The organism is Paraliobacillus sediminis (assembly GCF_003426055.1).
Genome location: NZ_QJSI01000001.1, coordinates 148,284 through 162,022 on the forward strand (window position 1 = coordinate 148,284; position 13,739 = coordinate 162,022).

The window sequence follows — 13,739 nt, forward strand, 5'->3', positions numbered from 1 at the left end:
AAACGAAATAGGGATTTGTCAGTGAAAGAGACTAGCACTTCTAAACATCAAGATATTTTTCGGTAAAATCATAGGTCGTTTATGTATGTGTTATCGAAAATAACGAGAGGAGAAAATAAAAAGTGAAAAGTTTAATGAAAAAATGTTCGATTGTTTTTCTTGCTATTATTCTATTAGTACCAAGTGCATTTTTTAGTGATCAGGAAGTAAGTGCAGAGGATAGTAATCCTGAACCAATAGAATTTGAACGTGCTACTGTTCATGACCCATCTATCATTAAAGCGGATGATGGCACATATTACATATTTGGTTCACATGTTGCAGCTGCTAAATCAACAGATTTAATTAATTGGAATTCAATCGTAGATGGAGAATATCAAACGCCTGAAAATAATCCGATCTACGGAGACCTATCTGAGAACCTGGCAGAGTCATTTGAGTGGGCTGGGGAAGATGATGCAGATAGTAGTGGAGGCTTTGCTGTATGGGCACCAGATATCTTTTGGAATAAAGATTATGTTTGGGATGACGGTTCAATAGGCGCTTATATGATGTACTATAGTGTATCCTCTACATACATCCGTTCAGCGATTGGTATTGCTGTATCGAAGGATATAGAAGGTCCGTTTGAGTATAGAGATACAATCATGTATTCTGGTTTCCATAACGAAGAAGCTTATGATAGTAATAGCGATGTTAATAAACACTGGGAAAATACAAATATACCTGACTTGATTGAAGATGGTGTGTTTGATGCGGTTAATCCAGATTGGTTTACTGACACTGGTGCATATAATAATGCACTATATACAAATGCTATCGATGCGAATATTCTCTACGATGAGAATGGTGACCTCTTTATGACATATGGTTCTTGGTCTGGTGGTACGTTTATTTTGGAATTAGATAAAGAAACAGGAACACCAATCTATCCTGGAGAAGATGGAACAACCGAAGACGGCAGGATGATCGATAAGTATTTTGGTACGAAAATTGCCGGCGGATATGGTAGATCTGGCGAGGGAACGTATGCTGTTTATGATGAAGAAACGGAGTATTTCTACCTTTATATTACTTATGGTGGATTATTTTCTGAAGGCGGTTACCAGATGAGACAGTTTAGATCTGAGAACATCAAAGGACCGTATGTGGATGCATCAGGAAATGAAGCTGTTTTCCCAGAGAGCTTTAATATAGGCGTAGGTAATTTTCCGGATTTAGATGATCATAAAGATATTGGTAACAAGATGATGGGGAATTTCTTATTTAAAAATGAGTCTGATGAGGCAGGTACTGGCATAGGTACTGGTTACATGGCACCTGGTCATAACTCTTATCTACAAGATGAGGAACTAGGAAAAGAGTTTATTATAACGCATACACGTTTTCCAGAACAAGGAGAAATGCATGAGGTTCGTGTACATCAAACCTTTAAAAATAGTGATGAGTGGCCTGTACCTGCACCATATCACTATGCAGGTGAAACAATTGAGACTGTTTCAGAAGCAGATGTTGATGGGAACTATAAATATATCAATCATGGAAAAGAAATTGATGGCATGTTAATTGAGTCATCATCGATAAATTTAAATAAAGATAAGACAGTTTCTGGTGCTGTAACCGGTACATGGGAGATTTATGATGATTATCGTGTGGAATTAACTGTCGAGGATGAAACATATGACGGGGTATTTATTAAGCAATATGATCCAACCGCAGAGCGGTGGGTAATGACGTTCAGTGCGATGTCAGATGATGGTGTTGTTATCTGGGGTAGCCATGATACAAGTACTGAAGAATCAGACACTGCAATAAGCCAATATATATGGTTACTATTTGGAATATTGTTGATTGTAATTGTTGGGTTTAGTTTGTTTATTGTAAGAAGGAAGAAAAACCGTAATTAAAATGGACAATATCTAAACTTATATCCATAGATTACACACAAGTAGGGACTTTTCTTTTAGGAGAAAATCGGAAGTCTTGCGAGAAAAAAGGGCACAACGAGCGGAGTTTATCTGCTTGTTGTGCCTTGTTCTGTTTATGTATGAATCCGAACCTACTAAGTGATTATTAAAATAGGCTCAAATGCTGTAATCCTGTAGCAACATAATGGGTAAGTCCATTTTTTTCTAATCCACTTTCCAATCTGTATGCTAATATGTAAAAGAGAATAGGTAAAACAAACGAAGAGAGAGGGGAATGAAAATGTTGCAAACTATCGTACAAGTAGGTACGGCAATTGGTTTACCGATCATAGTGCTATACATAATTATTAAATTCTTCACAAAATCTTTTAAGTCATTCAAAAAAGAGATAGTCAATATAATGATGCTGTTGTATACGGTTATCCTAGTTTATTTGGTTTGGCTAGATTCAGGTGTTGTGCTGACCAATCAATCCTATAATTTTATTCCCTTCAAGACTATTTCATTATATGTTAATCAATTGATAGAAGGCTTCCTACCACTAAGTGTTATTGCGATAAATTTATTAGGAAATGTAGTCGTTACTGTGCCAATAGGATTATGGCTTAGCTACAAACAGATCGCAGTTAAACGTGCAATGATTTATGCTGCAGCTGTACCGGTTATGATGGAAGTGGGTCAATTCATCTTTCATGAATTAGGTTACGTCACACGTACAGTGGATATTGATGATTGGATATTAAATTTCGCTGGGATTGTCATTGGTTATTTTGTTTTTAAATGGATATATCAAAAAAGGTAGACTAATGTACGGCTAAGTTTCATCGCTCCAAAATCATCAGTCGAGAATCTATTATTGAATAAAGCTGATGAACTTCAGACTAACTAAATTTAAAATATGCTGTTAAATTTTTATTGACAAATAGAATGAGTGTATATATCATTAGTAATGATAATCATTATCAGTTAAATAATATGCATTTCGTATTTAAAAATCATCCCCTTATTGCTGATCTTCAGGCTTGTAATCAGCGCAAGAATAACAACTCTCGTGTACACAGAGTATGCTCATGAATTGATGATCATCACTTGAGCAAAAAGATAAAGCACTTATATTAAAAATGCACTACATAATAATTTATGTCAGTTTCAGTAAAGGAAGTCAGTACTACTTAAAAAATACAAAATAGGATAAGGATGGATATACAAATGAATGCAAAACGAAAAACGTCATTAACAACTTTATTTATCGCCGCTATGAGTACGATACTACTATTTGGTTGCGCAGCAGAGGAGTCTGATTCAACAGAAACGGAGAGTGCTTCAGCTAATACAGAAGAGACCTCTGAATATCCGATTGTGATCGAGCATGCTTTCGGCGAAACTGTAATTGAAAGCAAGCCTGAACGAGTTGCTGCTATTCAATGGGGAAATCATGATGTGGCTCTTGATCTTGGCGTTGTACCTGTCGGACTCTCAGCGGCAAATTTCGGTGTTGAAGATGACAGTCAATTGTTACCTTGGACTGATGAAAAGTTTGAGGAACTTGGCGAAGATGAACCTAACATATATCAAGATACAGATGGCCTTGATTTTGAAGCGATTTCAGATTCAAACCCTGATATAATTCTTGCAGCATATTCTGGTATCACACAGGAAGACTATGATATTCTCAGTGAAATTGCTCCGGTTGTGGCCTATCAGACCGATCCTTGGATAACAACATGGCGCGAGGAAGTTATTTATAATGCAACAGGTATGGGAATGAAAGAAGAAGGTGAACAACTCATTGAGGATACCGAGAATCTAATTGAAGAAAAAGCAAATGAATATCCTGAAATTGAGGGTGTAAATGTCGTTTTTGTAGCCTTCACACCTGGTGACTTGTCTGAATTATTTGTGTACACACCTGCAGATCCTCGTGCTGGATTCTTGATGGAGCTAGGAATGGAATATCCTGAAAGTGTATTGAATGCGATTGAGGACCCAGACGCTTTCTACTTGACAGTAAGCGCTGAGAATGCGGACATGCTAAACGATGCTGATATATTAGTTACTTATGGTGATGAAGAATATAAAGCAATACAAGAAGATCCACTGCTTGGAAAAATTCCAGCGATTGAAAGAGATTCTGTTGTATTTATTGGTGCTAACACACCTTTAGCGGCAGCTGGTACCCCAACACCGCTTTCAATTGCTTATACCATTGATGAGTACCTAGAATTAATTGGGGAAGCTATAGAAAAGACCGATGAATAGGTTAGTAGATTCAAAAAAGAAATTGCTAAACCCACATGTTCCGCGGCATTTTAAAGCGGTACTGGTGATTTGTTTTGTAATGTTGGTTTTATGTGTGATTGCCTCACTGGTCTTTGGTTCTAGACCAGTGGGGTTTAATGAATTAATAGATGGTTTATTTCACCAAAATGTAGATTCCTACGGAGCAAATGTAGTTCGTAAGAGGGTTTCCCGAACTATTTTCAGTCTATTTTGTGGTGCCGCACTAGGCGTTTCTGGAGCACTTATGCAAGCGGTCACTCGTAATCCAATTGCAGACCCGAGTATACTTGGAGTGAACACAGGTGCATCATTGTTTGTTGTTTGCGGTATTGCATTCTTGAACATAACTACGGCAAATCAATATATATGGCTAGCTTTAGCAGGGGCTGCGATTACGGCGGTTTTCGTATTTGGAATTGGTTCTATGGGGCGTGGCGGAGCCACTCCTCTTAAACTTGTGTTGGCAGGAGCTGCCACAAGCGCCGCTCTTTCTTCTCTGATCACTGCCATCATGATTTCTCGCACTAATGTGATGGATGAATTTAGGTTTTGGCAAGTTGGTAGTGTTGGTGCAGCAAATTGGAGTTCCATTACTACTTTCATCCCGTTTTTGGTAATCGGGATAGTGATAGCTATTATGTCTGCTCCGGCACTAAATGCGCTGGCGCTTGGAGATGAACTGGCAAGTGGATTGGGCGTTCGAACAGGAACACTAAGGCTCATTGCGGCGGTTGGAGCTGTTCTTTTGTGTGGCGCGACTACTGCGCTAGCAGGCCCTATTGGTTTTATCGGACTTTTATCGGCTCACACGATACGCCTTATGCTTGGCCCAGACCTGCGTTTCGTTATACCCTTGTCAGCAATTTCAGGAGCAATTATTTTGACTGTCTCAGATGTAACAGGTAGACTCATTGGTAATCCTGGAGAGCTTGAAGTCGGTGTAGTTACAGCGTTTATAGGAGCTCCGTTATTAATAATATTAGCTATGAGATTGAGAGTGCGTTCATTATGAAAAATAAATCTATTGCAATTATTATGGTGGGCAGACGTCAAAGACGCCGGCGATGGATACTTGTAACCGGCCTTCTTGCGTTACTTTCAATCATTCTATGTTGCGCTATGCTGTTACTGGGGAATACTATTTATCCTATTGATGCGGTCATTCGAACACTTTTAGGTGAGCAAATGCAAGGTGTGTCTTTTGCGGTTAATACAATACGTCTGCCAAGAATGCTGGCGGGTCTATTTGCTGGTTTTGCTTTTGGTATTGCTGGAAATACATTTCAAACAATGTTGCGTAATCCGCTTGCAAGTCCGGATGTAATTGGTATTACCTCTGGCTCAAGCGCAGCAGCTGTTTTTTGCATCATCATCCTTCAAACAAACGGTGCTATTGTCTCCATTGCTTCAGTGATTGCTGGTCTTGCTACAGTTATAGTGATTTATATACTATCCAGAGGAAAGTCATTTTCAGTCGGTCGAATAATTCTTGTTGGTATTGGCGTACAGGCTATGCTTAACGCGGTAGTATCATACCTTATGCTTGTGGGGGCAGAACAAGATCTTCCTGCAGCGATTAGATGGCTTAGCGGGAGCCTTAATGGTTCTCAAATGCACGAACTTCCGCCTCTTATTATTACGGTCCTGATTTTTGCACCTATCATTATCGTGCTGAGAAAAAATCTAAGCATATTGGAGCTTGGCGAACAATCAGCGACTTCTCTTGGAGTCAATACAGATATAACTAGAATTGCGCTTATCGTAAGTTCCGTCTGCATGATTGCTCTGGCTACTGCTACTACGGGGCCGATCGCATTTGTCGCTTTTCTTTCAGGGCCAATTGCGAAAAGATTAGTCGGATTTGGCTTTTCGAGCGTAATTCCAGCCGGTCTTGTTGGTGTAAATTTGGTTTTGCTGGCAGATCTAATCGGTCAATTTGCCTTTGAAGTCAGATATCCTGTTGGTATCATAACCGGAATACTCGGAGCGCCATATCTAATATACTTGCTAATCCGAATGAATCGAAAAGGAGATTTATAATGAAATCGACACATGTTTTCAAAGGAGAAGAAATCGTTGCGGGCTATGATAATAAAGCAGTTATCCAAGGAATAAGCCTTGTGATCCCCAGTAATAAAATAAGCGTTATTATTGGGGCAAACGCCTGTGGTAAGTCTACACTTCTTAAAACAATGGCAAGACTTATCAAACCTATATCTGGCAAAATAACCCTTGATGATAAGCCGCTTAGCAAGATACCATCTAAACAATTGGCTCGTACTATAGGACTTCTTCCGCAATCTCCCATTGTCCCAGAAGGAATAACTGTCGCAGATTTAGTTGGAAGGGGAAGGTTTCCGCACCAATCGCTGTTTAGTGGATGGACAAAAAAGGATTATGAAGCGGTGGCTGAAGCTATGGAAATTATGAATATTACTGAACTTGCCAATCAGCACATTGACGAGCTTTCGGGTGGTCAGAGACAGCGTGTTTGGATTGCAATGGCTCTGGCTCAACAAACCGATATTCTATTTCTCGACGAACCGACAACCTTTTTGGATATTACCTATCAAGTTGAAATTTTGGACCTGCTGACAGACCTTAACCAAAAACATGGCACCACGATTGTAATGGTGCTTCATGATATCAATTTGTCCGCGAGATATGCAGACAATATTTTTGCGCTTCACCAAGGAAAGCTTGTGTCAGAGGGCGCTCCATCACGTGTTATTACGAGCACCTTGATCAAAGACATTTTCGAACTTTATTGCACGGTGATAACAGACCCCGTTTCGGGCTCACCATTTGTTGTCCCAATTGGACGACATCATGTTAATAAAATTGGTTGTGTAGAATTGTCAGCTTTCAACTGATTTGCTTTTGTTTGTAAATCAAAGGAGTTAGCATTATAGTATTACGTTTCAATTTGCATGAACTTGAAGTACCTAGTAGTCTATATGGATAACTATTGCTATTCATATAGACTACTAGGTATCTTTTTATGGTTAGAGTTGTCTACTGCTTGTTTAAATTAAAGCCATCGTACACTAAATAAAGCATGAGGGAGGCAGTGATATTAACGGTCTCCCTTAATGAATTTATATGTTGTTAACATGAAAGACTTTGTCCACTGCTATTTAATGCCCCAATAAATTTAACCCCAATTTTTTTACGTCATTCAAGTTGAAACAAACTGTATGCTTTAAAGAATTAATAAGTTCCCAATTTTGATGATAACCTAGACTGCAAGTAGTACAAAAACTATGAATAAAAATTAATTTTATAGAATAAAAATAGCAAAGGAAAGACTTCCTGGTTAGTTAAGTAAAATATTCTTAAATCTAAATGAAGGGAAGAGTTATTTTAAGTGTTCTTTTTACTTTTTAGGAAACCGGTTTCTTTGTTAAAGTAATTTATTTAGTTTATTTTGGAAAAAGGTATTGATTTTTTAAATAATTTGTAATAATATTCTCGTTAGAAAGCGATTACATTGCAAATAAAACACATCATTTCCCTTTTTTTAATTTAATGGGAAACCGGTTTCCCGTTAAATGTTTTTCATTTACACGGTGATCGCTTTTGTATATTTAGAAAGCATTACTAGAGAAAGTTTTTTCACTTCAATTTAGGAGGTGGAGAAGTAAAAGTATGAGGTATTGGTTTGGGTCGATTTACTACTATATAAATGGGGGTAAGTAAAGATGAAAAAATGGTTATTATTAATAGTTTTATCAATGTTAATGGTTGCACTTGTTGCATGTAGTGGCGATGGTGATTCAACTAGTGGTGATGCAGACGAGGCAACAGGAGATGATACAAATGAGACAGAAAGTAGCGGGGAAGAAAAAGTAGAATTAGCATTTCAAGTATTCGGTAGTACTGGTTATCAAGAGTTGATTGACGAATATATGGCAGAAAATACAAATGTAGAAATTACCCTTAGTGAAGGCGAAATGAATGATGTACTTAATAACTTGTTTACTTCAATTTCAGCGGGGAGTGGTTCTCCGGATATTGCGTTAATTGAAGTGGGACAAATCGAAAAGTTTAAGCAAGCGCAGGATCAATTTTATAATTTAAATGATTATGGTGCCGAAGATTTATCAGGGAATTTTCTGGATTGGAAATGGCAACAAGCACAAAGTGTAGATGGATCATTCCAAATCGGATTCCCAACAGATATTGGCCCAACAACGATGTTTTATCGTACTGACGTTATGGAAGCAGCTGGTTTACCATCAGATCGTGACGAGCTATCTGCAGAGATTGATACATGGGATGCGTATTATGATGCTGCTAAAACAGTGATGGAAAAAACAGGGAAAGTGATGACAGATTCTCCGCAAATGGTTTTTAATGCACTTAGAGATCAGCAAGAAGAGCAATATTTTAATGAAGATGATGAACTAATTGCTGAGGAAACAGTGAAAGATGCATACGATTTTACTACAAAAATGATTGAAGAAGGTCTAATTGGTCAAAATGAACTTTGGACTCCAGAGTGGGGTACTGCAATGGCAGAAGGAAGTTATGCAGTAATGCCAGGAGCTCCAGGGTGGATGGTTAATAATGTAAGGTCAAATGCGCCAGATGCAAGTGGATTATGGGATGTAGCGCAAATTCCTGAAGGTTCGGGTAACTGGGGTGGTTCCTTCTTGACTATTCCAAAAGAATCAGAACATCCAGAAGAAGCTTATGAATTTATTTCATGGTTAACAGCACCAGAACAACAACTTAAGTCATTTACAATTGCAGGTCTATTCCCATCAACACCAGATGTTTATGAGGACGAAACATTCTTGGCTGCAACGGATGAGTATTTCAATGGTGCTCCAACAGCCCAAATTTTCGCGGATGCAGCAAAAAGTGTTGTGCCTGTTTATATGGGTGTTAACTATTCGGTAGTTGATACAGAAATTAGCACAGCGCTTGCTAATGTGGCGGTAGAAGGCGCAGATCCTGAGGAAGAATGGGCCGGGGCTATGGAACGAGTTAAAACACAACTAGAAAGACAGTAAGGGATGATATTCAAGCGACCTATGGAGAGAGACATCCGTAGGTCGTTTGAAAAATCAATAGAAAGGTGAGAAAAAAAGTGGAACCGAAAATAAACACACAACAAGTTCGCAAAAAGTCACCTCTAAGAGAGAAAACAAAAGAGAGTATATCCGGTTATCTATATATATCTCCATTTTTTATACTGTTTGGTGTTTTTGGCTTGTTTCCAATGCTATTTAGTTTCTACCTCGGTTTTCAAAAATGGAATGGCCTTGGTGGATTTGGTTCAATGGAGTTTGTTGGATTTCAGAATTTTAAGTGGATTTTAACAGATCAACTGTTTTGGACCTCTTTGTCTAATACTCTAATTATGTGGGTTATGGGAACAATTCCACAGCTGCTAGTTGGTATTATTCTAGCCTATTCATTGAACTCAGTTCTTATAAAAATGAAAACATTTTTTCGAGTCTCTATCTTTATGCCATACGTTACTTCAACTGTAGCGGTTGCAATTATATTTGGTATCATGTTCAATAATCAGGATTTTGGATTATTTAATATTATTGTTGGCCTTTTCGGTATTGATCCGGTTGCATGGGGTACAAACTGGTGGGGAGTTAAAATAGCGATTTCTACCATGGTCTTCTGGCGTTGGGTTGGTTATAATACGATAATTTATCTTGCGGGTTTACAAGCAATACCAAATGATTTATATGAAGCGGCTGTTATTGATGGTGCAACAGTTAGGCAAAAAATTCAATATATTACCATTCCAATGTTACGACCAATTATCATATTAACAGTATTTACATCGACAATTGGTGCATTACAATTGTTCACTGAGCCATTAATATTTATTGGTAGAAGTTATCGAGAAGAAGGTATTACAGTTGTGCTCTATCTGTATAGAGAGGCATTTGTGAATAACTTTTTCGGAACTGCTTCAGCAGCTGCGATTATCTTGTTTATCATCATTATTCTGATTTCTAGTATTAATGTACTAATCGCTAATCGAATTGGACGATAAGGAGGAGTATAATAAATGAGTAAAAAAATTGGAAAGAAAAAATTTTCTATGGCAAAAGCGTTTATCTATTTAATATTATCGGTTGGCTCCTTCCTATCCATTTTTCCACTTTATTGGATGTTTGTAATGGCAACCAACCAGAATAGCGCTATAAACAAAGTACCTCCTGCATTTTTTCCGGGTGGTGAACTCATAACGAATTTCAAAAATGTGTTAAACACAATAGATTTTTTTGGTGCTATATGGAACTCGTTAGTTGTTTCAGTAGTTGCAACAGTTGGCGTTTTGTTCCTATGTTCATTGGCAGGTTTCGCTTTTGCCATATTTGATTTTAAAGGAAAAAATATTCTATTTATATTTGTGTTAGTAACGATGATGGTACCACCACAGCTTGGACTAATCCCACAGTACTTCATCATTACGCAATTAGATTGGTTGAATGATCTAAAGGCGATTATCATTCCAGGTCTTATTGATGCGTTTGGTATCTTTTGGATGAGACAATATATTAGTAGTAATGTTCCAAAAGAGCTAGTGGAAGCAGCTAAAATAGATGGTTGTTCTAACTTTAGAGTGTATTGGAATATTTGTATTCCTGTAATTATTCCAGCCTTTGCAACTTTAGCGATTATTCGATTTATGTACATTTGGAACGATTTTCTGTGGCCACTTGTTGTTTTAAGAGATGAATCTAGTTTCACTATTCAAGTTGCGTTACGCGGATTAATTGACAACTATGTACGTGATAATGGTATGATTCTATCAGGTACATTCTGGGCAACCGTACCGTTAATCGTTGTCTTTCTTTTATTAAATCGCTTGTTTATTGCAAGTTTAACAGAAGGGGCAGTGAAAAGTTGAGTCGGTTTGTATACTAATAGGTTAGAGGGATTTTTATGAAGCTTACGATTAAAGACATTGCAAAGATGGCAGATGTTTCACCTGGTACCGTATCCAAAGTGATTAACAATAAGGGTAGCATTAGTGCTGATACTAGATTAAAAATTATGACTATAATAGATGAAACAGGATATCAACCTAGTTTTTCTGCAAAGTCGTTGGCTACTAAAAGATCACATCTGATTGGTTTAATATATGCTGGAAAAGAAAATGTTGAATTTAATCACCCGTTCTTTAATCAAGTAATTACTGCTTTTAAGAATTCTATAGGGCAATTAGGCTATGAAATATTGATTTTTTCAAGTAATCAGTCTAGACAAGATAAAGAAGATTATTTGAAGAGATGTAAGCATTTCCAATTGGATGGTTGTTTGATTATTGCTGGTGAAAATATTGAAGAGGCAGTTCGTGAGCTTGATCAAAGCAGTATACCATGTGTAGGGGTCGATATTGCGCTATCTGGACCAAAGTCTATGTATGTTACAACAGATAATAGTAAGGTTGCTGCTAATGTAGTGGAGTATTTTTACTTGCAATTATATAGAAATGTAGCTTTTATCGGCGGACAAAATTACTCTGTTATTTCAAATATTCGTAAAGAAAGTTTTATTCGATCGATGAAAAACTTTGGGATGCCTGTGAGAGATGAATGGATTAAATATGGTGATTATTTTGAAGAGAGTGGCTATCAATGTATGAATGAAATTCTCTCTCAACGGCCCTATCCAGAAGCGGTATTTGCTGCGTCTGACATGATGGCTTTAGGTGCGATAAGGTCTATAAAACAAGCTGGGTTACGGGTTCCGGAGGATATAAAAATAATAGGTTGTGATGATATCGAAGCTTGTAGATATAGTGATCCACCGCTTGCCACAGTTAAACAGGACAAGGATAAAATGGGAAGACTTGCAGCACATATGCTAAATGATCTAATCAACGGCGATATTGAATCAAATTCAGTTATGGTTGATTCAGAACTGGTCATCCGCAAATCTTGTATGAAGGAATAGTTTAATGTCAGAAAAATAAGAGGGTATTACAATGGTAAGGTCAGATAACACATTTTTTCGAATTCTGGATATCTTTAGTCATTTTCTTTTATTAAATGCAATGTGGATCCTCGCATGTGTTCCAATAATCACTATTTTCCCTGCAACAGCAGCATTGTTTGGCGTAGGTAGAAAATGGGTGCATGAGGGAATTGATGCTGGATTATTTTCATTATTTATCAAAGAACTTAAGTCTAATTTCAAAAAGAGCTTTTTGCTGGGTATAATCTGGAGTATTGGGGGACTAATCATTTATTATGATTTCTCTATCCTATTTCAAGTAGATTTTACTGGAAAAATTATTGTTTACAGTCTATTAAGTTTTATGACGATACTATACTTATTTACAACAATCTATTTATTTTATGTTTTAGTAAATTATGAGTTAAGTTTATTGCACACAATTAAGAATGCTTTGTTTATCTCAATTAGTTATATCTTTCACACGTTACTTTGTATTGGCATCATTGGGTTTGTCGTAGCGATAACATTTCTAGCGCCGATATTTTTATTGATATTTGGGAGTATTGTAGCCTTTATACTTTGTCATGTTTTTGAGAAGTTATCGGTTAAAATAGAACGGAGTAAGGTAGCTCTAAACTAAATATTATTTTAGTTACTTTCTGTTAAGACTGTAGTTCTTATGCTGCCTTTTGAAAAGTAAAAGATGTTTCCAAGCCACTGAAAAAGTCAAAAAAGATATAATTTCCATTATTACTATGGGAATTATATCTTTTTTAGGTATTAAAAGAACAAAAAGAAGTGTCTGGATAAGATGATTCTAAAACAAAAAACCAATGAATAGAAAAATTCATGATTTAGTGGTACCTATTTGAAATTAGTTGTGCTTACTTAATCGAAAGCATCAACCCAACTTGGAACTTTAAGAGAACATAGTATTTCAAGTTCCGTTTCTCGTTTATCTAAATATGAGCTAACTTGACGTAAATCATCATCAATTACTGCAGGATGAGTCATCACTTCGACGGATTCAACATTAAGATCTTTTATTCTATCAAAAATATCTATTGACACTCCGTCATTGTAAAAGTCTAACCAAAGTACGTTTGTTAATAGAATTTCGGGATGATCAGATAGTGTTTTTACATAACGAACTGGAACTTTGTATTCACTGGCCAGCTTTGTGACAATTTCAGCTAATTGCTCCCACCCGTGAACGTGATGATGACTGTCAATATGGTCAAGTTTTAATCCTGTCGTTAAAAACTTTTCGATTTGTGCACGCCATTCACTTTCTATCTGATTAACATCGGTCTTATCAATTTGTTGTGTGGTGCTTTTATACTTAAACAAGCCACTAGGATTGATTAGTTTAGAGACATCATTACTTATAGGTTTGCCAAAGGTTAAAACAAGGTGAATGCCTACCTTTAAGAATGGATGTTTCTTTGCTTGTGCAATTGCGTAATCTACAGCCAGGCCATTCATCATTAAGGTTGTAGATCCAACAACCCCATTTGAATGTGCTTTTATGATGCCGTCTGTTACCCCTTTTGTTAAACCAAAATCATCTGCATTAAATAAAACTTTCATTTT

General features: G+C 37.0%; 12 protein-coding genes. 11 read left to right on the plus strand and 1 reads right to left on the minus strand.

Features of this window, described 5'->3' with window-relative positions:
* The first annotated feature begins 122 nt into the window (after window positions 1-122).
* From D2K60_RS00695 to D2K60_RS00745, 11 genes are all read left to right on the plus strand, one after another.
* Window positions 123-1,907, plus strand: coding sequence for a glycoside hydrolase family 43 protein (locus D2K60_RS00695; RefSeq protein WP_240335202.1), 1,785 nt, complete (start codon window positions 123-125; stop codon window positions 1,905-1,907).
* Window positions 1,908-2,208: 301 nt separating this feature from the next.
* A complete protein-coding gene (locus tag D2K60_RS00700; RefSeq protein ID WP_162880658.1) occupies window positions 2,209-2,730 on the plus strand; it encodes a VanZ family protein in 522 nt (173 codons plus the stop codon).
* Window positions 2,731-3,137: 407 nt separating this feature from the next.
* Complete coding sequence (locus D2K60_RS00705) at window positions 3,138-4,187, plus strand: iron-siderophore ABC transporter substrate-binding protein (RefSeq protein ID WP_240335203.1); 1,050 nt, start codon at window positions 3,138-3,140, stop codon at window positions 4,185-4,187.
* Complete coding sequence (locus tag D2K60_RS00710; protein ID WP_117168082.1) at window positions 4,180-5,220, plus strand: FecCD family ABC transporter permease; 1,041 nt, start codon at window positions 4,180-4,182, stop codon at window positions 5,218-5,220. The genes D2K60_RS00705 and D2K60_RS00710 overlap by 8 nt, the downstream gene beginning before the upstream one ends.
* A complete protein-coding gene (locus D2K60_RS00715) occupies window positions 5,217-6,248 on the plus strand; it encodes a FecCD family ABC transporter permease (protein WP_117168083.1) in 1,032 nt (343 codons plus the stop codon). The genes D2K60_RS00710 and D2K60_RS00715 overlap by 4 nt, the downstream gene beginning before the upstream one ends.
* The gene (locus D2K60_RS00720) at window positions 6,248-7,081 is read left to right on the plus strand and encodes an ABC transporter ATP-binding protein (protein WP_117168084.1); all 834 of its coding nucleotides are present in this window, start codon (window positions 6,248-6,250) and stop codon (window positions 7,079-7,081) included. The genes D2K60_RS00715 and D2K60_RS00720 overlap by 1 nt, the downstream gene beginning before the upstream one ends.
* A gap of 828 nt (window positions 7,082-7,909) precedes the next feature.
* On the plus strand, window positions 7,910-9,226 hold the full coding sequence (locus tag D2K60_RS00725) for an ABC transporter substrate-binding protein (RefSeq protein WP_117168085.1): 1,317 nt from the start codon (window positions 7,910-7,912) through the stop codon (window positions 9,224-9,226).
* 77 nt (window positions 9,227-9,303) lie between these two features.
* Complete coding sequence (locus D2K60_RS00730; protein WP_117168086.1) at window positions 9,304-10,233, plus strand: carbohydrate ABC transporter permease; 930 nt, start codon at window positions 9,304-9,306, stop codon at window positions 10,231-10,233.
* A gap of 15 nt (window positions 10,234-10,248) precedes the next feature.
* Window positions 10,249-11,094, plus strand: coding sequence for a carbohydrate ABC transporter permease (locus D2K60_RS00735; RefSeq protein WP_117168087.1), 846 nt, complete (start codon window positions 10,249-10,251; stop codon window positions 11,092-11,094).
* 35 nt (window positions 11,095-11,129) lie between these two features.
* On the plus strand, window positions 11,130-12,143 hold the full coding sequence (locus D2K60_RS00740; protein WP_117168088.1) for a LacI family DNA-binding transcriptional regulator: 1,014 nt from the start codon (window positions 11,130-11,132) through the stop codon (window positions 12,141-12,143).
* A 31-nt stretch (window positions 12,144-12,174) separates the two neighbouring features.
* On the plus strand, window positions 12,175-12,786 hold the full coding sequence (locus D2K60_RS00745; protein WP_117168089.1) for a YesL family protein: 612 nt from the start codon (window positions 12,175-12,177) through the stop codon (window positions 12,784-12,786).
* Window positions 12,787-13,034: 248 nt separating this feature from the next.
* On the opposite strand, the gene chbG is transcribed toward D2K60_RS00745, so the two are convergent.
* Window positions 13,035-13,736: a chitin disaccharide deacetylase gene (gene chbG, locus D2K60_RS00750; RefSeq protein ID WP_117168090.1), complete on the minus strand. Its 702-nt coding sequence runs from the start codon at window positions 13,734-13,736 to the stop codon at window positions 13,035-13,037.
* Window positions 13,737-13,739 lie beyond the last annotated feature (3 nt).